The organism is Micromonospora sp. CNZ322 (assembly GCF_007827755.1).
On sequence record NZ_VITD01000007.1, the window covers coordinates 56132 to 80081 of the forward strand.

A 23950-nucleotide genomic window follows, 5' to 3' on the forward strand; every position below is an offset into this window, starting at 1 on the left:
CGACCAGGGCCCCTGCGCTCACTTGGCGCGGGGAATGAGGACGAGCCGGGCCACGCCCTTGTCGCCGTCCTTCGCGCCGGCGACGCCGAGCGTCGCGCCGACAGTGACCTCGCTCGGCTGCACTGTGGCCCGCCGCTCGACCACCCGCAGGTCGTCGCCGAAGGTCCAGGTCATGGTGAAGCCGTCGGTGGACTTGACGGTCATCGAGTCGCCGTCGATCGCTGTCACCTCGCCGCGCTGCACGGCGACGGTCTGCGTACCGCCGTCCTTCGTCTTCACCACCGCCTCACCGTGCAGGGTGTTCCTGCGCAGCAGCACGCGGGCCTGGCGGCGCTTGCGCCACTCCTCACCGCGCTTGTCCCGGGCCTTCTCCTTGGCGCTGGGGGACGCACCCGGCGTCGGCGTGGCCGGTGCGGCGACGGTCCGCACGTCCAGGTCGTCGGCGTCGAAGCCCATCGCGGCCAGCGCCTGCCCCTCGACTCCCATGGCGGCGGCGACCTCGACGGCGACATCCCGGGCGGGCTGGCTGGCCACCTCGGCCGCGCCGCAGCCGCTGACGCCGAGCGCGACCGCCGCGAGCAGTGCCGTGGTGCCGGTGGCGATACCCCAACGTGGCATGACTCTCCCTCTCTGTCAGTGGAGCCCCCAGCCTTCCCGGGAACGACGAGCGGAGCGTCAGGCCGATGTTCGGGTCAGGTAAGGATCACCGGGCAGCCGGACGGTGAAGGCGGCGCCGCCCTCCGGCGCGTGCCCCGCGGCGATCTCCCCGCCCAACCGGCGGACCAGCCCGGCGGCCAGCGCCAACCCCAGTCCGCTGCCCACCTTGCGCACCCCCCGGTAACGCTCGTGCAGCGCACCGCGTTCAAAGGCCACCGCCAGGTCGTCGTCAGTGAAGCCGGGCCCGCCGTCGCGAACCTCCAACACGCCGCCGTGCGCCGGGTCCGCGTCGACCGGCCGGACCGCGAGCACCACCGGCGACCCCGGGGGTACGACCCGCAGCGCGTTCTCCAGCAGCCCGTCCAGCACCTGCCGGATCCTCCCCGGATCGGTGTACGCGGGCACCGGCTGACCGGGCGTCTCCACCCGGAACGGCACGCCCACCGCCGCGCACCGGCCGGACCAGGTCGGCTCCGCGTCCACTGCCAGTTGGGTCAGGTCCACCGGCACCGGTTCCAGGGGAAAGTCGGCGGCCTCCAGCCGGGCCAGTGCCAACAGGTCGCCGATCAGCCGGTCCAGGTGTTGGGCCTCGGCCAGCATCGTCCGACCGGTGTCCACCGTGTCGTCGGCACCGAGCACCCCGTCGGCGAGCGCCTCGGCGTACCCCCGGATCGCGGTCAGCGGGGTGCGCAGCTCGTGCGAGACGGAGAGGAGGAACTCCCGCTGTCGGCCCTCGCTGGTGGCCAGCGCGGCAGCCAGACCGTTCAACGCCTCGGCCAGGTCGGCGACCTCGTCCGGCGGCTCGACCGGCACCCGGACGGCGCGGTCACCCGCGCGCAGCCGTGCCGCGGCGGTGGCCGCGACCCGGATCGGCCGGGCCAGCCGACGGGCCAGCAGCAGCCCGGCCACCACACCAGCGGTCAACCCGGCCAGCAGCGGCAACCACAGACTGAGCAGCACCCGGGCCCACAGCCCGTCGGCCAGCGGACGGGAGAGCACCACCCCGTTGCCGCCGGGCAGGGCCCGACCCTCGACCAGGGCCCGCTCACCGTTGACCGAACGGCGGGCCGACACGTTGCGGCCCTGCCCGATCCGCTGCACCACCCGGGGTGGCAGACCCGCCCGGTCGACCGCCCCACGGCGGACCAGGTACGCGTCGATGCCCTGGTCGCGCAGTTGCCGGATGAGCCGTTCCTCGTCGGCGCTGCGACCCCGGTCGAGCCGGGTCCGCAGCACCTCGGCGGCGAGTCGGGCCTGGGCGGCGAGCGCCTCCTGCTCGCTCCGCTCCGCGCCACGGATCGCCAACGGCACCGCGACGATGGCGGTGACCAGCACCGACACCAGCGCCACCGCGCAGGTGACGAGCACCGCGCGGGCGGTCAGCGTACGGCCGAGTCGGCCTCGTCGGGGTGCGGTGGGTGGGGCGGCGCCCACCACCGGCAGGGCCATGGTCGGCGACTCGACGTGCCCAGGGTGGTCAGGCATCGACCGCGTACCCCACGCCGCGATGGGTCCGGATCACACTCGCCGGGCCGAGCTTCGCCCGCACCTGGGCGACGTGCACGTCCACCGTCCGGGTGCCAGCGTGCGCCGCGTAGCCCCAGACACCGGCCAGCAACTCCTCCCGCGTGAAGACCCGGCCGGGCCGGGCCATCAGGTGGGCCAGCAGGTCGAACTCGGTGGAGGTGAGCTGCACCGGAGAGCCGGCGGCGGTGACCGTACGGCGGGCCGGGTCGAGCGTCACCGGGCCGACGACACGCTGCCGGTCCGCGCCCTCCGGGCCGCCGGCGGATCGGCGCAGCACCGCGCGGACCCGGGCAACCAGCTCCCGGGGGCTGAACGGCTTGGTGACGTAGTCGTCGGCGCCCAGCTCCAGACCGACGATCCGGTCCACCTCGTCGTCGCGGGCGGTGAGGAAGATGACCGGGGTCCAGTCGCCGGCCTCGCGCAGCCGGCGGCAGATCTCGGTGCCGGGCAGGCCCGGCAGCGCGATGTCCAGGACGCAGGCCACCGGGCGCAACCGGCGTGCCGCGCTCAGCCCGGCCTCGCCGTCACGTTCCAGGTGGACGCCGAACCCGTCCCGGGTCAGGTAGAGCCGGACCAGGTCGGCGATGGCCGGCTCGTCCTCCACGACGAGGACGAGCCCGCGATGCGGTGGTTCGACGGTCACCGGCCCATGATTGCCGACTGCGCAGGCTCGGCGCGATCGGTGTGTGTTCGAGTTCGGTAAAGGCCGGGCGACGCCCGGTCGGGGTCAGCTCACCAGGACGGAGCGAACATCCCGGGCCGGGCGGCGGCTGGTGCGTCACCGATGCTGGCAACGACCCGCGCGCCGGCCGGCCGCAGGCGGGTCCGGAACGCCTGGTTGAGCAACGCGTCGAGCTGCCAGACCTGCTTCGGGTGACTGGTCCGGATCAGGAACCGCTCACGGATCCCGTCGATCGCGGTGGCCGCCATCTCCACCGACTGCAGCCGCGGGTCCGGGCTCCAGGTGACGTTGCTCAGCTCGCGCAACTCGGTGTTGAGGTGCAGGCGCAGTCGGTGCAGGAGCCGGGTCTGCTGGGTCACCACCAGGCGGCGGTGCGTGAGTAGCAACAGGTAGTCGCCGGTGACCGGGCGGTCGGGGCGGCTGCAACGGGTGACCAGGATGGTGGCGTCACCGGAGCCGACACAGCGCCGGAAGACCGGCATGTGCCGGCTCACCGTCTGCACGGCCAGGCCAGCCTCAGCGGCGGCCGGGAGGAACGTTCGGGAGAAGACGTCCATGACCTGCCCAACGACGCCCTCACCAGGGTGACGTGGGTCACGCGGGATTTTTGGAAGTTCCACGCCGCCTGTCGCACTGCCTGTCCGACTTCCGACTCGGACGGATCATGGTCAGGAGTTCGGCTGAAGTGGACTGGCGGCGAACAGCTCCTCCAGCCAGCCCGGGACCGCGTCGGCGTACTCGGCGCGGGACTCCTCGGGGGTGTCCAGTGCCCGACGCCAGGAGAGCGACCGGCTCACCGGCCCCAGGCCGATCGCGAGGTCGGCGGCCTCCACGAGGGTCCGCCGGTCGTACCGGTCGGTCCACACCTCCAGGTACGCGTCACGCAACCGCACCAGCTGGGCATCGTCGGCAGCGAGCTTCCCGGCGTGCCCGATGGAGCGCAGGGTCACCAGCAGCGTGCCGAACGGGTGCGCCACCGAGGCGTCGCCCCAGTCGAAGTACCGGTACCCGGCCGCGCCGGCGAAGACGTTGCCGTCGTGCAGGTCGTCGTGTTGCACGGTCGCCGGAATGCCGAGGTCGGCGAGCCGGCGACACCGCTGCGCGTACGCCGGCAGCTCGGCCCGCAACCGCTCGTGCACCTCCGGACTGAGCCCGCCCTCGGCACCGACCAGCAGCGCCTCGTGATCGTCGAGCAGCTCGGCGAAGAGACCGGCCAGCACCTCCGGACGCTGATCCGGCACGCCCAGGGCGACCAGCTCGTCGGCGCGCGACGCGCTCGCCAGTTGCAGTGCCGCGTACCCGGGCAGCGCCCGCTCCCAGTGCGCCAGGTCGGGGTCGCGCGCCAGCACGTCGCGCAACGACTCGCCGCCATCGGGCAGCAGCGACCAGCCCTGCGCCGGGTCCACCGCGATCGGCGTCAGCACCCGGTCGGGCGTCAACTCGGCGAGCGCCGCGATCAGGACGGCCTCGTGCACAGTGCCCGGGTTGTTGGCCTTGAACCAGACCGGACCGTCGTCGGTGGGCACCCGCCACACCAGCGACCAGGGCCGCAGCCTCGGCTCCACCAGCCCGGTCACCCGTCGGCCGGTTTGGCTCAGCTGTGCGTCGACCCAGGATCGGGCGCGCACCTGCCACTGCTCGCTGGACCAGTCGGGGGCGCGCTCACCGGCGATCGTCGTCACGCTGGGCACCTTAGGCGGCCGTTCCGCGTCGAGGCGAGGCGTTTTCCCGCCCCGCGTCAGACCAGCTCGACGATGGTGGCGTTGGCCATGCCGCCGCCCTCGCACATGGTCTGGAGCCCGTAGCGGATGCCGTTGTCCCGCATGTGCTGAAGCATGGTGGTCATGATCCGGGCACCGGAGCCGCCGAGCGGGTGGCCGAGGGCGATCGCCCCGCCGCGCGGGTTGAGCCGCTCCGGGTCCGCCTCGGTCTCCGCCAGCCAGGCCAGCGGCACCGGGGCGAACGCCTCGTTCACCTCGTACACCCCGATCTCCTCGATGCCCAGCCCCGCGCGGCGCAGCGCCTTCGCGGTGGCCGGGATGGGCGCGGTGAGCATGGTGACCGGGTCGTCGGCGGCGACCACGGCGGTGTGGATCCGGGCCAGCGGGCGCAGACCGTGTCGGCTGGCCCAGTCGGAGGTGGTCACCGCGAGGGCCGCGGCGCCGTCGGAGATCTGGGACGCGGAACCGGCGGTCACCACGCCGTCGGCGCGGAACGGGGTGGCCAGCTCACCCAGCTTCTCCAGGGAGGTCTCCCGGCGGATGCCCTCGTCGGCGGCGAACTTGCCACCGTCGGCGAGCGGCACCGGAGTCAGCTCCGGGTCGAACGCGCCAGCGTCCTGCGCGGCGGCCGCCTTCTCGTGACTGGCCAGCGCGAACTCGTCCAGTTGGGTACGCGACAGGCGCCACCGTTGGGCGATCAGCTCGGCCCCGACCCCCTGGTTGAACGGCAGCGGCGCGTCGTCGGCGAAGCCCTCGACGCCCCGGTAACGGGCGCGTAGCTGGTCACTGAACGGCATGCCGCCGGCCACACTGGAGCCCATCGGCACCCGGGTCATCGACTCGACGCCGCCGGCGACCACCAGGTCGGCCTGACCGGAGAGCACCGTCGCTGCGGCGAAGTGCAGGGCCTGCTGGCTGGAGCCGCACTGCCGATCCAGTGTGGTGCCGGGCACCGTCTCGGGCCAGCCGGCGGCGAGCACGCCGTTGCGGGCGATGTTCCACGACTGCTCGCCGACCTGGGACACGCAGCCCCAGAAGACGTCGTCGACCTGGGCCGGGTCGAGCCCGGTGCGCTCGGCGAGGGCGCGCAGCACGTGCGCCGAGAGGTCGACCGGGTGGACGCTGGCGAGGCTGCCCTTGCGCCGCCCGACCGGGGTACGTACCGCGCCGACGATGACCGCGTCACTCATGTTTACTCCCCGGTAACTTGGGCTGCCCCGATCCTACGTCGTCCATCGACCGGTCGTCCGGCCACACCCGCACGAGGTGCCGGAGTCCGACTGCCGCTGGCATGCTGGGCGGGTGAATGAGACCTCCCCGGCACAGCAGTGGCGGGTGCCGTCGAGCCTGCCGGCGGCGAAACTGGCCGGCGCCGTCCTGCTCGTCGCGCTCGGGCTGCTCTTCGCCGACGGCGACCCGGTCCGCCTGGCGGTGGCCGTCCTGGCCGCCGCCGCGCTGGCCGGCTGGGCGGTACGTGACCTGGTCGCGCCGGTCCGACTGGCGGTGGACCCGGCCGGGCTCACCGTCATCCACGGCTTCGCCGGCCGGCGACTGCTGCCCTGGTCGGCGGTCGAGGCGATCGCCGTCGACCGGCGGCCCCGGCTGGGGCTGACCAGCGAAACCCTGGAGATCGACGCGGGCAACTCGCTGCACCTGTTCGGCCGGTACGACCTGGGGGCCACCCCGGAAGAGGTGGCCGCCGCGTTGCGGGCCGCCCGCCCGGTCAGGTGAGCAGCGCGGCGGTCCGGAAGAGCACCAGCGCGAGCAGGATCAGCAGGATCAGCGCCCCACCGGCGACCTGCACCAGCGTCCGCCGACTCCGCGGCGCGTACGCGAGCACCAACGCCATCAGCGCGCCGACCACGAGCCCGCCCAGGTGCCCGGGGATCGAGATGCCCGGCACGGCGAGCGTGAACACCAGGTTGATCACCAGGATCGGGATGATCCGGGAAATGTCCCGGCCCAACCTGCGTTCGATGATGATCAGCGCGGCGAAGAGACCGAACACGGCGGTCGACGCACCCACGGTGGCCGCCCGCGGGCTGCTGAACAGATAGGCGGCCACGTTGCCGCCGAGGCCCGCGATCAGGTAGAGCGCGGCGAACCGCACCCGCCCGAGGTTGGCTTCCAGCGACCGGCCGAGCACCCACAGCGCCCACATGTTGAGCAGCAGGTGGAGCACGCCGTAGTGCAGGAACATCGCCGTGACCAGCCGGTACCACTGGCCCTCGGCGATCCCGCCGAGCGTGTAGTCGGAGAGGTAGGCCCGGCCGAGCACCGCACCCCACTCGGTCAGCGGCGTGCTGCCACCCATCAGGCCGCCGAAGCCGGAGCCGCCCACCGCCGCGTCCCCGCCCCGGGCGGAGGCGATGGAGGCGAGCAGGAACAGCACGTTCACGGCGATCAGCGCCTTGGTGACATAGCCGTGCCGGCCGGCCGTACCGCCGCCGAAGGCGGTACGCGCCGGCCGGACACTGCGACGTCCCTCGTTGACGCACTCCGGGCACTGGTGCCCGACCGAGGCGTCCCGCATGCAGTCCGGGCAGATCGGCCGGTCACAGCGGGTGCACCGGACGTAGGTCTCCCGGCCGGGGTGCCGGTAGCAGACGGGGGTGGTCGGCGGAGACTCGCTCACCGGGCCGACCCTCCGTCCGCCACCGCACGGTCCACCGGCACCGGCTGTGCTCCGGAGCGCTCAATCATGCGAGCAAAGGTACCTCGCCAGTCGTTCAGGAAGCGGACCGCTCGATCTCGACCCGCTCGATGACGACGTCCTGGAGCGGACGGTCGCTCGGACCGGTCGGGGTGTTCGCGATCGAATCCACGATCTTCACCGACTCCTCGTCGGCGACCTGGCCGAAGATGGTGTGCCGGTTGTTGAGGTGCGGCGTCGGCGACACGGTGATGAAGAACTGCGAACCGTTGGTGCCCGGTCCGGCGTTCGCCATCGCCAGCAGGTAGGGACGGTCGAACCGCAGCTCCGGGTGGAACTCGTCGGCGAACTTGTAGCCCGGTCCGCCCCGGCCGGTGCCGGTCGGGTCGCCCATCTGGACCATGAAACCGCTGATCACCCGGTGCGAGATGGTGCCGTCGTAGTACGGACCACTGCCCGGCTGACCGGTGCGCGGGTCGGTGTACTCACGGTTTCCCTCGGCCAGGTCGACGAAGTTGCGGACGGTCTTCGGCGCGTGGTTCGGGAAGAGCTCCAGCCGGATCGGGCCAGCGTTGGTGTGCAGGGTGGCGTAGACAGCCTCGGCCACGGGTACTCCTCACTCGTTGGTCAGTTCCATGCGGATCCTCCCATGTGCCCGATCTGGCATCGCGGAGGCATCCGAAGGTGGAGGATGACGAAGGAACAACTCCCAGGAGGTAGGACCGTGTTTGGATTCGGGCGGCGTAAGTCCCAGGGGCAGCTGGCCAAGGCCGAGCTGAACCAGAGCATCAGCCACCTGATGCTGGCAGCCAACCACGCCGCGAAGGGCGCTGGCGCGACCGTCGGCCCGCGGGTCCAGGTGGCCCGGGGCTACGTCGCACCGACCGCCGCGAAGGTACGCGACCGCGCGTCGACCGGCTGGGGGACGACTCTCACCACGCTGGCACCGCTGGCGGCGGCTGCTCGTGACGGCGCCGCGCAGGCAGGGCCGCTGACCAGGAAGGCCAAGTCGAAGACCATGCGGATCACCGGTAAGAAGAAGCAGCCGCGCCGTCGCGGCTCGATGATGACCGGCCTGTTGGCGGCGGGTGCCATCGCCGGCCTGGCCGGCGCGGTCGCGCTGCGTCGCCGCCGGGAGCAGCAGGAGTGGGCCGAGTACGACCCGACCCGCAGCACCCTGGAGCCGATGCGCGACGAGGTCGACTCGATCGAGGTGCGTACGACGTCCGCCGCCAAGGGGTCCGACGGGTCCGCCATGTCCGGCGCGGCGGGGATGACCGGCGCGGGCAGCTCGGCGGTGGCCGGCGGCTCCAGTGCCAGCACCACCGCCCCGGCCAAGCAGACCGGTGTCCGCCCGACCGACAAGGTCCCGTCGGTCGCCGAGGGCGCCACCGATGTCTCCGGTCGGCCGACCGACGACCTCACCAAGGCGCTGGGCAAGGACACGGCCCGCACCAACGGCCGCCGCTGAGATCAACAGCAGTGCATCGGGCGCCGGCGAGTGGATCCACCCACTCGTCGGCGCTTCCGCGTGAGCGGCGCTACCGAGAGGTCAGAGCCAGCCGTTGCGGCGGAACCAGCGGTAGAGGGCCAGTGAGACGCCGAGCATGAGGGCCAGGGCCACCGGATAGCCGTACGTCATCTTCAGCTCGGGCATGTTCTCGAAGTTCATGCCCTCGACGCCGGCGATGGAGGTCCAGACCGCGGCGATGGCCGCCCACGCGGCGATCTTGCGCATGTCGTTGTTCTGGTCGACGGTGACCTGGGCCAGCCGCGCCTGGAGGATCGAGTTCAGCAGGTCGTCGTAGGAGTTCACCTGCTCCACGGTGCGGCTCAGGTGGTCCTGCACGTCCCGGAAGTACTTGCGGATCTCCTTGGGCACGTCCCGGTTGACCTGGGAGGTCAGCGTCATCAGCGGCCGTTGCAACGGCACCACCGCCCGTTTGAACTCCACCAACTCCCGCTTCATCTGATAGATCCGCTGGATCCGCCCGTGGCCGTGCCGGTCGAAGACCTCCGCCTCCAGCACGTCCAGGTCGTCCTCGATCTGCTCGGCCACCTCCAGATAGAGGTCGACCACCCGGTCGGTCACGCCGTACGCCACCGCCCACGGGCCGTGCAGCAGCAACTCCTGCTTGGTCTCCAGGTCGGCGCGAATCGGGGCGAGCCGGCAGGCATCGCCGTGCCGGACGCTGATCACGAAGTTCGGGCCGATGAAGAGCATCACCTGCCCGGTCTCCACCACCTCGGAGTTCTCGGTCAGCTCGGTGTGCTCGCAGTAGCGGGCGGTGCGCAGCACCAGGAAGACGACGTCGCCGAACCGCTCCAGCTTGGGGCGCTGCTCGGCCTTGACCGCGTCCTCGACCGCAAGTTCGTGCAGGCCGTAGGTCTCCGCGATGGCGGTCATCTCGGCCAGCTCGGGCTCGTGCAGACCGATCCAGACGAACCCGTGCTCCTCGCGGCGGGCAGCGGCCAACGCCTCCGCGTAGGTCCAGTCGCCGGGCTGCCGCCTGCCGTCGACGTAGAGCGCGCAGTCGACCACCGCGCTGCGGCCGGTGCCCGTGCCCGTCGGCGCCGGAACGGGCGGCGAGCCGTCGGCGTTGAGGATCCGGGTCATCGCCCGGACCGGGGAGGGCCACGCCCGAGGTCGCAGCCCCCGACCGGTGGTCGACGGTGCCGTCCGGTCCCGCTCTGTCCGATCCGTCATCGCGTCACCTCCCGCGCTCAGCTGCGGCTTGCAGGCTACGCCGATCGCGGTCGAGGACCGGTGTGACGGCGGTCGCGTGGGGGGGCGGCGCCGGGCGGGCCGGGCCGCATCGGGGGGTGTGCGGGGGACGACACGGCCCACCCGGCACCTGTGGGGGCGGGAGGTTGTGCTGCCGCGTCAACCCGGCAGGGCCGGCCCCGAGGCCGGGCGGTGAACTCCGCAGCTGGCGGGTTGACGCTCGCAGCATTGTGGGCCAGCCGGCCGCCCGGAGGGGAGCCCCGGGACGGCCGGCATCGTCGTTCTGTCAGGAACCCGACAGTTAATTCAGCTGCGGACGGCCTCGACGGCCGAGGCGAGCCGCCGGACACCCTCATCGATCCGGTCGGCCGTCACCGCCGAGAAGGCCAGTCGGAGAGCGTGCCGCCCGCCGTCCAGCACGAAGTCACTGCCCTTGACCACGGCGACCCCGCGCTCGGCCGCCGCCGGGGCGAGCCGGTCGACCAGCACGTCCTCCGGGAACTCCACCCAGAGGAAGTAGCCGCCGTCGGGCTCCACGAACCGCGCCTGCGGCAGGTGCCGGCGCAACGAATCGGCGAGCACCTGGGCCCGCTCGCCGAGCGCCGCCCGGACCGTCTCGATCGAGCGGTCGATGTCACCGGAGACGCAGAACTGGTGCACGATCGCCTGGGACACCATCCCGGGCGAGATGTAGAGGCTCGTCGCGTTCTTCGCGATGGAGGCGATCAGGTCGGCCGGGCCGACCAGGTAACCGACCCGCACACCCGGGCAGACCGTCTTGGTGAAGCTCGACGCGTGCACCACCACGTTGCGGGTGTCCAGCGAGAGCATCGACGGCAGCGCCTCGCCACGGAAGCGGATGTCCGCGTACGGGTCGTCCTCGAAGATCGTGAACTCGTATTCGGCGGCCAGGTCGAGCAGCTCCCGGCGCTTCTCCAGGGACAGCGTCATGCCGGCCGGGTTCTGGTAGTTCGGGATGACGTGCGCGAGCCGGGGGCGGACCCCGGACTCCAGCAGCTTGCGCAGCTCGGCAGTGTCCAGGCCATCCGGCTGGACGGCGATGCCGTGCAGCTCACTGCCCATCCGCTGGAGGTTGAGCAGCGTCCGGTCGTACGTCGGGCGCTCCACCACCACCGCGTCGCCGGGGCGGACCAGGTGATCGAAGAGGAACGCGTCGGCCTGAAGCGACCCGTTGGTGACCAGCACCTGGTCGGCCTCGACCCCGTGCTTCTCGGCGATCCACTTTCGCAGCGGTAGGTACCCGACGGAGGTGCCGTACGCCGTCACCCCCGCGGGGTCGGCGTCGAAAGCGCGGACGGCGGCGGCCTTGAGCCCCTCGACATCGACGATGTCCAGCGAGGGAGCCCCACGGGCAAAGGAGATCAACTGCTCGGCGGTCATGGATGTTGAGCGTACGGGCGGCGGCGGGGGACGCGCGGTCGGCACGGCGATGTCCGCATCCTGAGCCACCGGGTCGGGTGACCCCACTCCACCGGACGGCGGCAGATCAGACCGGAAGGGCGAGCGCGTCGTGCTGCGCGGCCCGGGAAAGTCCCTCCAGCTGCACGCCGAGCGCGTCGAGGAGCTGACTCCAGTCGAAGTAGGAGCGCCAGGCGGTGATCCGACCCTTGCGGGCCCGGACCACGTCGGCCACCTCCCAGCTCACCAGCCGGCCGGTGGGCGCGACGGTGCCGTACGGCGAATGCAGGGTGCCGGTGTGGGTGCCGGTCAGTCGCAGCTCGACCGCGGCGCCACCGCCGGTGCGGACCGCGCCCATCGGGTCGACCCGCAGGTCTGGAAAGGCGCCGGTCCAGGTGCGCAGCAGCGCGGGCAGCTCGATCGGCCGGACCGTCACGCCCGGCATGGCGTAGAACGCCTCCGGGGCGTAGAGATCCGGCAGCCGGGCCACGTCCCGACGCAGGAGCATGTCGTACTGCTGCTCAACCAGCCGCTCCGCGTCGCGCATCGGGACCTCCCCCACGGGCCACGGCATCTCCGCGCCCGCAAGGGATGTCTACCCATCGATCCGGCCCCGCACACCACCCCCGGTCAGGTCGTGGCGACCGCCTGGCTCTCCGACCAGACCCGCATGATGTCCCGCACGGAGATCACGCCGGCCACCTCCTGGCCGTCCAGCACCACCAGGTGCCGGAATCCGCCCCGGGCCATCGCGGCGGCGGCCTCGGCCACCGTCCACTCCGGCCCCGCGTAGACCACGTCCCAGGTCAGGTGGGCGCCGGTGCGTTCCACGTCGCAGTCCAGGCCGGCGCCGATGGCCTTCAACACGTCACGTTCGGTCATGATCCCCACACCCTCGGAATCCGGGTCGATCACGACCGCCGACCCGACACCGCGGGCCGACATCATCCGGGCCGCCTGGCGGAGCGTGTGCTCCGGACCGACGACGAGGACCTGGCTGGACATCGCATCCCGTACCTGCATCACACATCACCCCTTTGGGACGGTGGCATTCGGTACGGACATGGTGGTCGGTGGATGTTTCCGGGACAAGAGCGGCATCGCACAAGCTGCGGACGCTGGCTACTGTCGAGTGGTGTCCACCGAGCCCCTGCGCTGCGCCGGCGCGCTGATCGTCGACCATGACGGCCGCATCTTCTTTCAGCGCCGCTCACCACACCGACGTCTGTTTCCCAATTGTTGGGACATCGTCGGTGGCCACGTGGAGCCGGGCGAGGACATCGACGAGGCACTGCGCCGGGAGATCACCGAAGAGACCGGCTGGGTCCTCTCCCACGTCCTGGGCCAGGTGGGCGAGTACAGCTACGTCGGAGACGACGGCCTGGCCCGCACCGAGTACGACTTCCTGGTCCGCGTCGACGGTGACCTCGACCGCCCGATGCTGGAGGCCGGCAAGCACACCGAGTACCGCTGGCTGGCCGAGCACGAGGTGACAGTGCTCGACGAGCACCGCGACGTCAACGACGGGCTGATCCGGCGGATCGCGGAGGAGGGCTTCGCCGTCCTGCGGTCGATCGGTCTGTGAACACCGTCGAACTGGCGCCCCACCGGATCGCCGGGCTGCTCGCGCCGGCCGTGGACCGGACCTTCCGCGCCGGCATCCTGGCCGGCCGGGACGGTGGTGGCGCCGAGTTGTCCCAGCGCTACGGCGGAATCACGGCGACCGGCTTCCTGGTCGACCTGCGCACCCGACTGGCCGCACCCGGTGGCACTGTCGACGGGCCCGGGTTCGCGGCGATCACCCGCTACCAGGACCCGGTCGCCTGCCGGCGGACAGTGGACAAGCAGGTGGCCCACGGGATGATCTACCGCGGCCCGGACGGAGCCCTGTCCGCGACCGAGCGGGGCGCCGCCTTCCTCGCCGAGCTGTACCAGGTGCACGCCGAGGTCACCGAGGAGTTGTGGGCCGGCCACGACGACCGGGTGGCCCGGCTGGTGGCCATGCTCGGCCGACTGCTGTCGTACGCCCTGGTGCTGGCCGACGAGGAGGGTGACCGGGGCGGCTCGACCTTCGCCGCGCTGGCGCCCCCGTACGAGCCGGACGGCACCCCGTCGGGCGTTCTGCTGCTCAACCGGCTCAGCACGCTGCGACACCACCGGGCCGACGCGCACGCCGCCGCCTGGACCGCCGCCGGGCACACCGCGTCGAGCATCGCCGCCCTGCCGGCCGGTCCCGAGCGACTCGCGATTGAACTGGAGACCGACCGGCGGGCCGCCGGCCCGTACGCCGCGCTCAGCGCGGAGGAGCGCCTGACCATGCTCGCCGACCTGGCGGCATTGCCCGGCTGACCCGGTTGGCCGGAGCGGCGCACCCGGCCGGCGCTATCCTCCACCGGTGACGGGAGCAGGACTAGGGAGGATGTCGCGATGATCGGAATGGTGCTCGCGGCCGGAGCGGGACGACGGCTGCGCCCGTACACCGACACCCTGCCCAAGGCGTTGGTGCCGGTGGACGGCGAGACGACGATCCTGGACATCGCGCTGGGCAACCTCGCCGAGGTCGGGCTCACCGACATCGTGATCGTCGTCGGCTACGCGGCGGACGCGGTCCGCGAGCGGCAGGCCGACCTGGAGAAGCGGTACGGGGTCACGCTCACCCTGGTGCACAACGACAAGGCCGAGGAGTGGAACAACGCCTACTCGCTCTGGCTCGCCCGGGAGTACTTCGCGCGCGGAGTGCTGCTGGTCAACGGGGACACCGTGCACCCGGTGAGCATCGAGAAGACCCTGCTGGCCGAGCGCGGCCCGGGCATCCTGCTCGCGGTGGACACCCTCAAGCCGCTGGCCGAGGAGGAGATGAAGACCACCTTCGACGCCGCCGGCCAGCTCACCCGGATCACCAAGATCATGGACCCGGGCGAGGCGTACGGGGAGTACATCGGCGCGACGCTGATCGAGCCGCAGGTCGCCGACGCCCTCGCCGACGCGTTGGAGGCGACCTGGCGGCGGGACCCGAACCTCTACTACGAGGACGGCTACCAGGAGTTCTCCGACCGGGGCGGGGAGGTGCGGGCGGCGCCGATCGGTGACGTCCCGTGGGTCGAGGTCGACAACCACGCCGACCTGGCCCGTGCGCGGGAGATCGCGTGCCGCTACTAGCTCGGAGCGTCCTCACCCCGCTGCACATCGACGTGCGACGCGGGGCGGTCGCCGACCTGGGCGCGATCCTGGCCGACGGGCGGATCTCCTCCGGGGGCGACGTCGCGGTGGTGGTCGGCCCGGGTCAGGGCGCCCAGATCGCGGAGCTGATCCGACCGTCACTGCGCTCGGCGGACGTGTTCACCGTCTCCGGTGGGACGCTGGACGCCGCCGACGACCTGGGCGGCAAACTCCGCTCCCGGTCGTACGACGCGGTGGTCGGCATCGGTGGCGGCAAGACCATCGACGTGGCCAAGTACGCGGCGACCCGCCGAGGGCTGCCGATGGTGTCGGTGGCGACCAGCCTCGCCAACGACGGGATCGCCTCCCCGGTGGCCAGCCTGATCACCGACGGGATCAAGGGCTCCTACGGCGTCCACATCCCGATCGGGGTGATCGTCGACCTGGACTTCGTGGAGAGCGGCCCGGACCGGCACAACCGGGCCGGCATCGGCGACGTGATCAGCAACATCAGCGCGCTGGCCGACTGGGAGCTGTCCCGAAAGGTACGCGGTGAGCCGGTCGACGGGCTGGCCGCGTCGCTCTCGCGGGCGGGCGCCGAAGCGGTGCTCAACCACCCCGGCGACATGAGCGACGACGCCTTCGTGATCGTCCTCGCCGAGGCGTTGATCTCCAGCGGTCTGGCGATGGCTGTCGACGGCACCAGCCGTCCGTGCAGCGGCGGCTGCCACGAGATCATGCACGCGGTCGACTCGCTCTTTCCGGGGACCGCCTCGCACGGCGAGCTCGCCGGGCTGGGTGCGCTGTTCTGCACCTGGCTGCGCGGAGATCTCCGCCGCTTCGGGGAGATGTCGGCCTGCCTCGCCCGGCACGGTCTGCCTCGGCTCCCCGCCGAGGTGGCGCTCACCGACGACCAGTTCATCGAGGCGGTGCAGTTCGCGCCGCGTACCCGGCCGGACCGGTACACCATCCTCGAACACCTGACACTGTCGCCTACCGAGACCCGGGAACGGCTGGCAGACTACGCCGGTGCAATCCGCGACCAGCTTGGCTGACCCCCGTCCCACCGTCGCCGACTTCCACCGGGTGAACCGGGGCGGCGGCCTCTTCAGCGAGTCGATCAGCCAGTGGCTGGGGGCCGTGTTCGCGCTCGTCGCCCAGCGGCTCGGGCTGCGACCGACCGCGTTGACCATCACCAACCTGGTGCTCGGGTTGGCCACCTCGGTGTCCGTGGTGGCACTCGCCGTGCCGGTCGCCGCCGGGGACGTACCGGCCTGGGTGGTCGGTCTGCTCGCTCTGGTCGGCTGGCAGGTGGCGTATTCCCTGGACTGCGCGGACGGGCAGTTGGCCCGGGTGACCGGCCAGGGCAGCGCGGCCGGTGCGCGTGTCGACGTGCTCTGCGACGTGGCCGCGCAGATCGCCCTGGTGGCAGCCCTGGCCGCCACCGCCGTGGCGCAGGAGCCGGGCACGCCGACCTGGCTCGTGGCGACCTTCGCGGGCACCTGGATGGTCAACCTGGTGACGTCGGTGATGCAGGCCGGCCCGAACGCGGCCAGCATGGTCACCTCGACCTCGCTGCCGGTGCGCCTGGTGAAGCTGGTCCGCGACTACGGCGCTGTGGTCTTCGTGGCCGCCGTGGTGCTCGCAGTGGCCCCCGCGCTGGCCCTCTGGGTGATGGTCGCCTTCACGATCGTCAACGGCGGCTTCCTGCTGGCGAGCATCGCCTTCTCGGCCCGCGCTTCCCTGCGCTGACCAGCCCCTCACCCCCGCGCGCCACCCGTCCGCAAGATCCACGCGGGAGGGCCAAGATCGCGCTTGATCCAGGATGTAGTGGCCTCGCAAGCCGGATGGGACTACTCCTGGATCGAGCGCGATCATGCCGGACAGGCCAACGCGGGCGGGACCAGGTTCAGACGTGGTTGGGGGTCCGGGCCAGACCGGCATAGATGTCGATGAGCTGCTTGGTGACCACGTCGGGGTGGAAGATGCGCTCGTAGCGGGCGCGGGCGGCCACTGTCAGCCCGGGCGCTCCGGCGCGGGCGACCGGCAGGGCGGCCGCGAGCGCGGTCGGCTCCGGAGCGACCACCCAACCGGCCTCGCCCAGACCGATCCCCGCCGGCATGGCCGGCCCGCCGCCGCCCCCGGCGACCGCGGAGGCGATCTCGGCGGGCCCGGTGCCGGCGGGCTCGTGCGGGGCGTCGGCCCCGACCAGGTACGGAATGCCGCCCAAGGCTGTACCGAGCACCGGTCGGCCGTTCGCCAACGCCTCGATGATCACGGTGGGCAGCACGTCGTGCCACATCGCGGCGACGATCACCACAGCGCTCGCCTCGACTGCGGCCTGCACGCCGGCCCGGTCGAGCTGACCGAGGTAGACCACGTCGGGTCGCTCGGCGGCGGCTGCCTCCACGAGTGGGCGCAGCTCGCCGTCGCCGGCCACCCGCAGCGTGCCCAGCGCACCCACCGGGTGCCGGCGCCAGGCGTCCAGCAGCAGGTCGACGCCCTTCTCCGGAGAGAGCCGGGCCATGTAGAGGAACCCGTCACCCAGCGGCACCGGCCGACCCGGATCGGGTACGGAGTTCGGCTTCACCACGATGCGTTCGTCCGGAATGCCGTACTCGCGGAGGTGATCGGCGATCGCCGAGGTGAGCGCGATGTACCGATCCACCGAGCGCCAGGTGCCCCGGTGCACGGCCAGGGTGGTCGCCATCAGCGCGCTCTGCACCGCCGAGTCGCGGTAGCAGCGGTGCTTGATCGCGGGCACACCCAACGTCCGACCCTTGCAGTCCTGACAGATCACGCCGTCGCGGAAGTAGATCCCCGACGAGCAGACCTGCCGGTAGTTGTGCACCGTCTGCACCACCGGCACACCGTGCCGGTGCGCGGTCCGCACCACCCAGGGCGAGATCAGGGGGTACGGGTTGTGCAGGTGCAAAACGTCCGGTCGGTGCTCGGTGAGCAGCCGGCTCAGGTCGTGCTGGGCTCGCGGCGCCCAGATCGGCGAGATCGGCAGCAGCGCCTTCGCCGCCTTCGACATCGACGGGATCTCGTCCGAACTGCGAATGAAGGGCAGCACCTCGACGCCAGCGGCGGTGAGCTGAGCGATCTCCGAGTCGACGATCGTGTTCTCACCGGAAGGCTGGGCTTCCCGGTACCGGTTGTGTGCCACCACGATTCTCACGGAGCTTGCCTTTCGTTCGCGATTGCGGGACTCGCAAGCTCATTCCTCACGCTCACGGGAAAGAAGGCTACCGTTGTGTCGTGCCCGAACTACCGGAGGTTGAGGCGCTCGCGGGTTACCTACGTCAGCGCGCGGTGGGGCGGCGCGTCGATCGGCTGGAGATCGCCGCGATCAGCGCCCTGAAGACGTACGAGCCGGCGCCGACCGAGGTCGCCGGCCGGGCGGTGGTCGACGCCAGTCGGCACGGAAAGTTCCTCGACGTCCTCTTCGAGGGCGGCCTGCACCTGGTGGTGCATTTGGCGCGAGCGGGCTGGCTGCACTACCGGGAGGCGTTCCCCGCCACCACCCCGCTGCGTCCGGGCAAGGGCCCGATCGCGGTGCGGGTACGCCTGGATGACGGTTCCGGCTTCGACCTCACCGAGGCCGGCACCCAGAAGAAGCTGGCCGCATATCTGGTCACCGACCTCGCGACGGTCCCCGGGGTGGCCAAGCTGGGCCCGGACGCGCTCGCCGCGGATCTGCCCACCTTCGCCGAGCGGTTGCGGAGCAGGCGGGGGCAGGTCAAGGGGGTGCTGACCGACCAGTCGGTGCTGTCCGGGGTGGGCAACGCGTACTCGGACGAGATCCTGCACGCCGCGAAGCTGTCCCCGTTCGCGATCACCGATCGGCTCACCGACGCCCAGATCGCCACAGTGCACGCCGCCACCCGACAGGTCCTCGGCGACGCGGTCGAGCGGTCCCTCGGCCAGCGGGCCGCGGAACTGAAGGGTGAGAAGCGCTCCGGGCTGAAGGTGCACGCGCGCACCGGGCTGCCCTGCCCGGTATGCGGTGACACAGTGCGCGAGGTGTCGTTCGCCGACTCAAGCCTCCAGTACTGCCCCACCTGCCAGACCGGCGGAAAGCCGCTCGCTGACCGTCGGTTGTCTCGCCTCGTACGGTGAGTAATTGCACTTCGGGGCTACGGAGCGGAATCGCCCTCCCTGAGTGGAAGCTCCGGTCCGCCCTTCTCGCCACGCGCGCATCCATCGGTATAGTGGCCCGGTCCCCGGCTTCTGAAATGGTGCGGAGCCGGCCAGATCCCGCCAGCACCGTCGGTCGCCAATCTCCTTGGGGCGACGATCGGTCGGAGGCCGCGTGGGAGACTGGGACGGTGGGCGACCCGGGCCTTCACGCCGAGTGAGCGGCCCGTGTCATGCGGGAGGACATGGGTGAGGTGACGGCAAGCCTCCAGCGCCCGGTAACCAACGAAGGCCGGAGCAGACTCGTGCGGCACGTCGACAGCTTCGAGATCCAGCCGCCGACGCCGCCGTCCCACAACGGCGTACCTCGGTCGGCTTGGACGAGGGCGCGACGCCGTGTTTCCCGCTGGCACCGCCCCTACATCGCGATCCTGCTGCTGCTCGACTTCGGCGCGGCGGCGTTCGCCAGCTGGATCGCGATCCAGCTCTTCGACCAGGCCGCCTCCGGGTTCTCCGGCACCCAGCAGGACCCGACGTGGTTCCACACCGTCTCCTACCTGCTGCTTCCGCTCGGCTGGGTGGTCATCCTATGGAGCAACAGGGCGTACGACCGGCGCTATCTGGGGCTTGGCCCGGACGAGTTCAAGCGGGTGATCCGCGCCTCGGTGACCGTTGCCGCGAGTGTCTCGTTCCTCGCCTTCTCCACCGTGACCCAGCTCTCCCGGTTCACCGTGGGCACGGCGCTGGTCGGTGCGACGCTGCTGATCCTCTGGGGTCGTTTTGTGGCCCGCTGGGCGTTGCACTACATCCGGCGGCGGGCCGGCCAGGCCGCGCACCGGATGGTGCTGGTCGGCACCCTGCCCGAGTGCCTGGAGGTCTACGCGGCGGTCACCCGCAGCCCGGCCGCCGGGCTGATGCCCGTCGCCATTCACATCACCGACGGGTACGCGGCTGCCCGGGGCATGCCGACCCCGGTTCCGGTGTACGCCGGACGCGACGTCCTGGCCCTGGTCCGTGAGGTCGGTGGGGACACGATCGCCGTCTGCGGGTCGGCCAGCGCGGAGCCGGGCGAGTTGCGCCGGCTGGCCTGGCAACTGGAGGGCTCCGGCGTCGACCTGGTGGTCGCGCCGCAGCTCACCGACATCGCCGGCCCTCGCGTGCACATCCGGCCGATCGAGGGTCTGCCGCTGCTGCACGTCGAGGAGCCGACGCTCTCCGGGCCGGCGCTGCTGGCCAAGAACCTGATGGACCGGGTCGCCGCCGGTCTCGGCCTGCTGCTGCTGATCCCGCTCTTCCTGGCCATCGCCGTGGCGATCCGGATCTCCGACCCCGGGCCGGTCTTCTTCCGCCAGCCCCGGGTGGGGCATGAGGGGCGCACGTTCCGGGTGTGGAAATTCCGAACCATGTACGTCAACGCCGAGGACCGGCTGGCCAGCCTGGTCGACCGCAACGAGACCGACGGCATGCTGTTCAAGATGAAGGAGGACCCTCGGGTCTTCCCGGTCGGTCGTTTCCTGCGGGCCACCTCGCTGGACGAGCTGCCGCAGCTGATCAACGTGCTCTGGGGCGAGATGTCGCTGGTCGGGCCCCGCCCGCTACCGGCCGACGACGGTGACTTCCTGGGTGACGTACGGCGCCGACTGCTGGTCCGCCCCGGCATGACCGGGCTGTGGCAGGTCTCCGGCCGCTCCGACCTGTCCTGGGACGAGTCGGTCCGACTGGACCTCTACTACGTCGACAACTGGTCGCTCGCGTACGACCTGAGCATCCTGTGGCGCACCGTCGGCGTGGTGCTCGCCCGCAAGGGCGCGTACTAGAGGGTTGGCGCGCCGGCTCGCAGGGGCGAGGATCGCTGCGTGGCTGCCAACCTCTCCGCCGTGGTCGGCGTCGTCTCACTCGTCACCGCGCTGACCGCAGCCCTGCTGGCGGTGCTGCGACTGCGAGCCCGCCGTGGCATCGCCACCGCCACCCAGCGGGCCACCTACGAGGTGCTGCACACCGCCGGCCTGGCCGCCGAGCCGCTGCGAGCGGGGTTGAGCGCGGCAGGCGCGGCGAAGGCCGTACGGCATCTGCGGGCGCTGGTGGGCGCGGTCGGGCTGGCGCTCACCGACGCCGACCGGCTGCTGGCCCTGGACGGGCGCGGCACGCACCACGGAGAGCAACTGCTCGCGGCGGCCCAGCGGACGGTGGACAGCGGCCGCTCGACGGTGCTGGGTGAGCAGGAACTGCACTGCGACCGGGTCGACTGCCCGGTCCGCGGGGCGGTGGTCGCGCCCTTGCTGGGGGCGGACGGCCGGGTGGTGGGCGCGCTGGTGGCGGTCGCCGACAGCCCGCCGCCTCCGGGATTGGTGCAGGCCACCCTGGAGACGGCGCACTGGGCCGGCAACCAGCTCGCCCTGGCCGAGCTGGACTCGTCACGGGAGCGGCTGGCCCGCGCCGAGATCCGTGCGTTGCGGGCGCAGATCAGCCCGCACTTCATCTACAACGCGCTGACCGCGATCGGCTCGTTCGTACGCACCGACCCGGAGCGGGCCCGGGAGCTGATCCTGGAGTTCGCGGAGTTCACCCGGTACTCGTTCCGGGCGCACGGGGAGTTCACCACGCTGGCCGAGGAGCTGCGGTCGATCGACCGCTACCTGACCATCGAGCGCGCCCGGTTCGGTGACCGGTTGCAGGTGCGGTTGCAGATCGCCCCGGAGGTGCTGCCGGTGACGCTGCCGTTCCTCTGCCTCCAGCCGTTGGTGGAGAACGCGGTTCGCCACGGGTTGTCCCGCAAGCCGGGCACGGGCATGGTGAGCATCGAGGCCCGGGACGCGGGAGCCGAATGCCACATCACGGTGGAGGACGACGGAGTGGGAATGGATCCGACCACGCTGACCGCCGGCATCGCCGAGCTGGCCCGCGGCACCGGCGACCCGGGCGACGACACGGGCCAGCACGTCGGCCTCTCCAACGTCGACGAGCGGTTGCGCTCGGTCTTCGGGGACCGGTTCGGTCTGGTCGTGGAGACCGGGTTGGGCTCGGGCACGAAGGTGAGCATGCGGGTGCCGAAGTTCCACCCCGGCGTGCGGGCAGGGTCGTGAGCGAGCGGACCGCGACGGGTGCGGTGAACGCGTCCGGTTTCCTGCGCGTCCTCGCGGTGGACGACGAGCCGCCCGCGCTCGACGAGCTGGCGTACCACCTGCGGGCCGACCCCCGGGTGGCCCGGCTGCACACGGCCGGCGATGCCACCGAGGCGCTGCGGCTGTTGCGCGACGGCGACGTGGACGTGGTCTTCCTGGACATCCGGATGCCCGGCCTGGACGGCATGGAGCTGGCCCGGGTGTTGCGCCGCTTCGCCCGGCCACCGGCGATCGTGTTCGTCACCGCGTACGACGACGGCGCGGTGGACGCCTTCGATCTGGGCGCCACCGACTACGTGCGGAAACCGGTGCGCGCCGATCGGCTGGCCGAGTCCCTGCGCCGGGTGATCGGCTCGCGGGTGGTGCCGTCGCACCCGGCGGCGCTGGCCCGCGCGGAGGAGGACCCGACCATCCCCATCGAGTTGGCCGGCACCACCCGGATGCTGCCCCGGTCGGCGGTGCGCTGGGTGGAGGCGCAGGGCGACTACGCCCGGTTGCACACCGCGGAGGGGTCGCACCTGGTGCGGGTCTCGCTGGCCACGCTGGCGGAACGCTGGGCCGATGCCGGCTTCGTCAGGGTGCACAGGTCGTACCTGGTGCAGTTGAAGTTGATCGCGGAGTTGCGGCTGGTCAACTCCGGTTACGTGGTGGTGATCGACTCGACCGAGCTGCCAGTGAGCCGGCGGCATACCCGGGAGCTGAAGGACAAGCTGGTCAGGGCCGCGAAGCAGGATTGGAGTCGCTGACCCGGGAATGGAAGCAGCCCTACCGTACGTTGTACGCTAGTCCGTACGACTTCCGGGAGGCTTGCCGTGACCGAGACCCCGTTCGACGCCGAAACCGAGTTCGACAGCCAACTCGACCGACTGGTGCAGCTCGGTTACCCCGCCCTCGCCGGGCTGACCGAGAGCGCCTTCCGCGACCTGGTCGCGCCACTGCGGGCCAGGGCGGTCGAGGGCACCGCCGGCCTGCCCGACCCCACCGACGCCCGGGTGCCGTTCCTGCTGGTCATCACCCGGGACCTGATCGGTGTGCCGGAGCGGGTGGAGCTGACCACCCTGGCCGGCAAGCGCAAGCCCGGCGTCATCGACCGGAACTACGCCGAGGACGACCTGCCCCGCTTCGACCCGATCAAGGAGCTGGAGGTGCCGGCCGGGCCGGCGTACCTGCTCTTCGACGTCGACCGGGGCGAGGAGTACCGCAATCTGGCACCCGCCACGGCCATGGAGGGGATCACCGCTCAGGGCCGATTGCCGCTCAGCATCGACGAGGGGCTCGCCTTCATCACGCTGCACCCGGCCGCGTTGGCGAGCAACCGGTGCTTCTCGCTGGTCGGCTCCCGCTGCGGCGACAAGCGGGTGCCTGCGCTGTGGATCAGCCAGGGCGCACCCAAGCTGGGCTGGTGCTGGTACGGCAACCCGCACACCTGGCTCGGCTCCGCCTCAGCCCGGCCGGAGCGCATCGGCCTGGAGTGACCGCAGGCCGTACTTGGGTTCCTGGAAGTCGGGCCATCCCACCGGCCCGGATAGCCCGACTTTCAGGAACTCGAGTGGATCGAGCCCCGGGGTCAGAAGATGTCGGCCAACGGCAGGGCGAGGGGGAACGGCTGCTCGGTGCGGTAGACCTCGCCGACCGCCAGAACGGCCTGCTCGCGGTAACCGCCCGCGCTACTCACCAGCACGGTCAGGGTCTGCTTGCGGGGCTCCACCAGCCAGTAGAGCGGGATGCCGACGGCCGCGTACTCGTGGCGTTTGAGCACCAGATCGCGGCCAGCGTTGCTCGGCGAGATCACCTCGACGACGAGGAGCACGTTGGCCGGGTCGAGCGCGGCACCGCCGCTGTCCAGTGCGCTCTCACTGGCGACGAAGAGATCAGGCACGAAGTACGACGAGCGTTTCGCGCTGACCCCGATGTCCTGTCCAACGAGCACACCGACGGGGGCCTGCCGGTCGAGGATCCGGCGGAGGCGATTGGCGACCGCGCCGTGGAAGACGTCCGCATGGGGGGACACGAGCAGGCTCCCGTCGAAGATCTCGTAGACCTGGTCGTCCTCGGGGAGGCTCTGGAGGTCGTCCACCGTCCAGGCGTCACCCCAGCCGGGCCGGGCAGGGTTGGTCACCGTCACACCTCCTCTCTACCGGACCA

26 protein-coding genes are annotated in these 23950 nt (G+C 71.7%); 12 read left to right on the top strand and 14 right to left on the bottom strand.

The window, feature by feature from the left end:
- Positions 1-18 precede the first annotated feature (18 nt).
- The 6 genes from FB453_RS17995 to FB453_RS18020 form a co-directional block, all read right to left on the bottom strand.
- Positions 19-618 carry a hypothetical protein gene (locus FB453_RS17995; RefSeq protein WP_145791764.1) on the bottom strand — a complete coding sequence of 200 codons (600 nt, stop codon included), beginning with the start codon at positions 616-618 and terminating at the stop codon, positions 19-21.
- 57 nt (positions 619-675) lie between these two features.
- Positions 676-2142 carry a sensor histidine kinase gene (locus FB453_RS18000; protein ID WP_145791766.1) on the bottom strand — a complete coding sequence of 489 codons (1467 nt, stop codon included), beginning with the start codon at positions 2140-2142 and terminating at the stop codon, positions 676-678.
- Positions 2135-2827 (bottom strand): response regulator transcription factor, encoded by a 693-nt coding sequence (locus tag FB453_RS18005; RefSeq protein ID WP_112730307.1) that lies wholly within the window; start codon positions 2825-2827, stop codon positions 2135-2137. Before FB453_RS18005 ends, FB453_RS18000 begins: the two co-directional genes overlap by 8 nt.
- A gap of 89 nt (positions 2828-2916) precedes the next feature.
- Complete coding sequence (locus tag FB453_RS18010) at positions 2917-3423, bottom strand: hypothetical protein (RefSeq protein ID WP_112583835.1); 507 nt, start codon at positions 3421-3423, stop codon at positions 2917-2919.
- 111 nt (positions 3424-3534) lie between these two features.
- Positions 3535-4548, bottom strand: a complete 1014-nt coding sequence (locus FB453_RS18015; protein ID WP_112698844.1) for an aminoglycoside phosphotransferase family protein — start codon at positions 4546-4548, stop codon at positions 3535-3537.
- A 56-nt stretch (positions 4549-4604) separates the two neighbouring features.
- Positions 4605-5777 carry a thiolase family protein gene (locus FB453_RS18020; RefSeq protein WP_112730311.1) on the bottom strand — a complete coding sequence of 391 codons (1173 nt, stop codon included), beginning with the start codon at positions 5775-5777 and terminating at the stop codon, positions 4605-4607.
- A 112-nt stretch (positions 5778-5889) separates the two neighbouring features.
- On the opposite strand from FB453_RS18020, the gene FB453_RS18025 reads away from it, so the two are divergent.
- Entirely contained in the window at positions 5890-6318 is a 429-nt protein-coding gene (locus FB453_RS18025) for a PH domain-containing protein (RefSeq protein WP_112583838.1), read from the top strand.
- On the opposite strand, the gene FB453_RS18030 is transcribed toward FB453_RS18025, so the two are convergent.
- Together FB453_RS18030 and FB453_RS18035 are read right to left on the bottom strand one after the other, a co-directional pair.
- Positions 6311-7222, bottom strand: a complete 912-nt coding sequence (locus tag FB453_RS18030; RefSeq protein ID WP_145791768.1) for a rhomboid family intramembrane serine protease — start codon at positions 7220-7222, stop codon at positions 6311-6313. The two genes, FB453_RS18025 and FB453_RS18030, sit on opposite strands and share 8 nt — an antisense overlap.
- Positions 7223-7316: 94 nt before the next feature.
- On the bottom strand, positions 7317-7847 hold the full coding sequence (locus tag FB453_RS18035) for a peptidylprolyl isomerase (protein ID WP_091396894.1): 531 nt from the start codon (positions 7845-7847) through the stop codon (positions 7317-7319).
- Between the two features lie 84 nt (positions 7848-7931).
- Here FB453_RS18035 and FB453_RS18040 point away from each other — a divergent pair, with 84 nt between their 5' ends.
- Positions 7932-8711, top strand: coding sequence for a hypothetical protein (locus FB453_RS18040; protein WP_145791770.1), 780 nt, complete (start codon positions 7932-7934; stop codon positions 8709-8711).
- An 81-nt stretch (positions 8712-8792) separates the two neighbouring features.
- On the opposite strand, the gene corA is transcribed toward FB453_RS18040, so the two are convergent.
- The 4 genes from corA to FB453_RS18060 all read right to left on the bottom strand — a co-directional run bounded on the left by corA (position 8793) and on the right by FB453_RS18060 (position 12407).
- A complete protein-coding gene (gene corA / locus FB453_RS18045) occupies positions 8793-9947 on the bottom strand; it encodes a magnesium/cobalt transporter CorA (protein WP_145791772.1) in 1155 nt (384 codons plus the stop codon).
- 324 nt (positions 9948-10271) lie between these two features.
- Complete coding sequence (locus FB453_RS18050; RefSeq protein WP_112601309.1) at positions 10272-11366, bottom strand: aminotransferase-like domain-containing protein; 1095 nt, start codon at positions 11364-11366, stop codon at positions 10272-10274.
- 106 nt (positions 11367-11472) lie between these two features.
- Positions 11473-11931 (bottom strand): ester cyclase, encoded by a 459-nt coding sequence (locus tag FB453_RS18055; RefSeq protein ID WP_112583998.1) that lies wholly within the window; start codon positions 11929-11931, stop codon positions 11473-11475.
- 83 nt (positions 11932-12014) lie between these two features.
- Positions 12015-12407: a CBS domain-containing protein gene (locus FB453_RS18060; protein WP_091396882.1), complete on the bottom strand. Its 393-nt coding sequence runs from the start codon at positions 12405-12407 to the stop codon at positions 12015-12017.
- 112 nt (positions 12408-12519) lie between these two features.
- On the opposite strand from FB453_RS18060, the gene FB453_RS18065 reads away from it, so the two are divergent.
- The 5 genes from FB453_RS18065 to FB453_RS18085 all read left to right on the top strand — a co-directional run bounded on the left by FB453_RS18065 (position 12520) and on the right by FB453_RS18085 (position 16295).
- Positions 12520-12969 (top strand): NUDIX hydrolase, encoded by a 450-nt coding sequence (locus FB453_RS18065; RefSeq protein WP_186718371.1) that lies wholly within the window; start codon positions 12520-12522, stop codon positions 12967-12969.
- Positions 12966-13733 carry a hypothetical protein gene (locus FB453_RS34260; RefSeq protein WP_186718373.1) on the top strand — a complete coding sequence of 256 codons (768 nt, stop codon included), beginning with the start codon at positions 12966-12968 and terminating at the stop codon, positions 13731-13733. Before FB453_RS18065 ends, FB453_RS34260 begins: the two co-directional genes overlap by 4 nt.
- Positions 13734-13811: 78 nt before the next feature.
- Complete coding sequence (locus tag FB453_RS18075; protein WP_112583845.1) at positions 13812-14543, top strand: phosphocholine cytidylyltransferase family protein; 732 nt, start codon at positions 13812-13814, stop codon at positions 14541-14543.
- On the top strand, positions 14531-15598 hold the full coding sequence (locus FB453_RS18080) for an iron-containing alcohol dehydrogenase family protein (RefSeq protein ID WP_145791777.1): 1068 nt from the start codon (positions 14531-14533) through the stop codon (positions 15596-15598). Before FB453_RS18075 ends, FB453_RS18080 begins: the two co-directional genes overlap by 13 nt.
- The gene (locus FB453_RS18085) at positions 15573-16295 is read left to right on the top strand and encodes a CDP-alcohol phosphatidyltransferase family protein (protein WP_145791780.1); all 723 of its coding nucleotides are present in this window, start codon (positions 15573-15575) and stop codon (positions 16293-16295) included. Before FB453_RS18080 ends, FB453_RS18085 begins: the two co-directional genes overlap by 26 nt.
- Positions 16296-16452: 157 nt before the next feature.
- Here the strand turns inward: FB453_RS18085 and FB453_RS18090 are convergent, their stop codons facing one another.
- Positions 16453-17724 (bottom strand): glycosyltransferase family 4 protein, encoded by a 1272-nt coding sequence (locus FB453_RS18090; protein WP_145791783.1) that lies wholly within the window; start codon positions 17722-17724, stop codon positions 16453-16455.
- Between the two features lie 80 nt (positions 17725-17804).
- Here FB453_RS18090 and FB453_RS18095 point away from each other — a divergent pair, with 80 nt between their 5' ends.
- The 5 genes from FB453_RS18095 to FB453_RS18115 all read left to right on the top strand — a co-directional run bounded on the left by FB453_RS18095 (position 17805) and on the right by FB453_RS18115 (position 23280).
- Positions 17805-18665 carry a DNA-formamidopyrimidine glycosylase family protein gene (locus FB453_RS18095; protein ID WP_145791785.1) on the top strand — a complete coding sequence of 287 codons (861 nt, stop codon included), beginning with the start codon at positions 17805-17807 and terminating at the stop codon, positions 18663-18665.
- Between the two features lie 263 nt (positions 18666-18928).
- Positions 18929-20500, top strand: a complete 1572-nt coding sequence (locus FB453_RS18100; RefSeq protein WP_186718385.1) for a sugar transferase — start codon at positions 18929-18931, stop codon at positions 20498-20500.
- Between the two features lie 39 nt (positions 20501-20539).
- Entirely contained in the window at positions 20540-21766 is a 1227-nt protein-coding gene (locus FB453_RS18105; protein WP_112583851.1) for a sensor histidine kinase, read from the top strand.
- A gap of 23 nt (positions 21767-21789) precedes the next feature.
- Entirely contained in the window at positions 21790-22551 is a 762-nt protein-coding gene (locus FB453_RS18110) for a LytR/AlgR family response regulator transcription factor (RefSeq protein ID WP_088950711.1), read from the top strand.
- A 66-nt stretch (positions 22552-22617) separates the two neighbouring features.
- Positions 22618-23280, top strand: a complete 663-nt coding sequence (locus FB453_RS18115; RefSeq protein ID WP_112724991.1) for a DUF5701 family protein — start codon at positions 22618-22620, stop codon at positions 23278-23280.
- Between the two features lie 92 nt (positions 23281-23372).
- Here the strand turns inward: FB453_RS18115 and FB453_RS18120 are convergent, their stop codons facing one another.
- A complete protein-coding gene (locus tag FB453_RS18120; protein ID WP_167457702.1) occupies positions 23373-23924 on the bottom strand; it encodes a Uma2 family endonuclease in 552 nt (183 codons plus the stop codon).
- Between the last annotated feature and the right edge of the window lie 26 nt (positions 23925-23950).

Coding starts and splice junctions, on each gene's coding strand:
- FB453_RS17995 (WP_145791764.1), bottom strand. CDS start 618: ATGCCACGTTGGGGTATCGCCACCGGCACCACGGCACTGCTCGCGGCG.
- FB453_RS18000 (WP_145791766.1), bottom strand. CDS start 2,142: ATGCCTGACCACCCTGGGCACGTCGAGTCGCCGACCATGGCCCTGCCG.
- FB453_RS18010 (WP_112583835.1), bottom strand. CDS start 3,423: ATGGACGTCTTCTCCCGAACGTTCCTCCCGGCCGCCGCTGAGGCTGGC.
- FB453_RS18020 (WP_112730311.1), bottom strand. CDS start 5,777: ATGAGTGACGCGGTCATCGTCGGCGCGGTACGTACCCCGGTCGGGCGG.
- FB453_RS18040 (WP_145791770.1), top strand. CDS start 7,932: ATGACGAAGGAACAACTCCCAGGAGGTAGGACCGTGTTTGGATTCGGG.
- corA (WP_145791772.1), bottom strand. CDS start 9,947: ATGACGGATCGGACAGAGCGGGACCGGACGGCACCGTCGACCACCGGT.
- FB453_RS18050 (WP_112601309.1), bottom strand. CDS start 11,366: ATGACCGCCGAGCAGTTGATCTCCTTTGCCCGTGGGGCTCCCTCGCTG.
- FB453_RS18055 (WP_112583998.1), bottom strand. CDS start 11,931: ATGCGCGACGCGGAGCGGCTGGTTGAGCAGCAGTACGACATGCTCCTG.
- FB453_RS18060 (WP_091396882.1), bottom strand. CDS start 12,407: ATGCAGGTACGGGATGCGATGTCCAGCCAGGTCCTCGTCGTCGGTCCG.
- FB453_RS18075 (WP_112583845.1), top strand. CDS start 13,812: ATGATCGGAATGGTGCTCGCGGCCGGAGCGGGACGACGGCTGCGCCCG.
- FB453_RS18100 (WP_186718385.1), top strand. CDS start 18,929: ATGGGTGAGGTGACGGCAAGCCTCCAGCGCCCGGTAACCAACGAAGGC.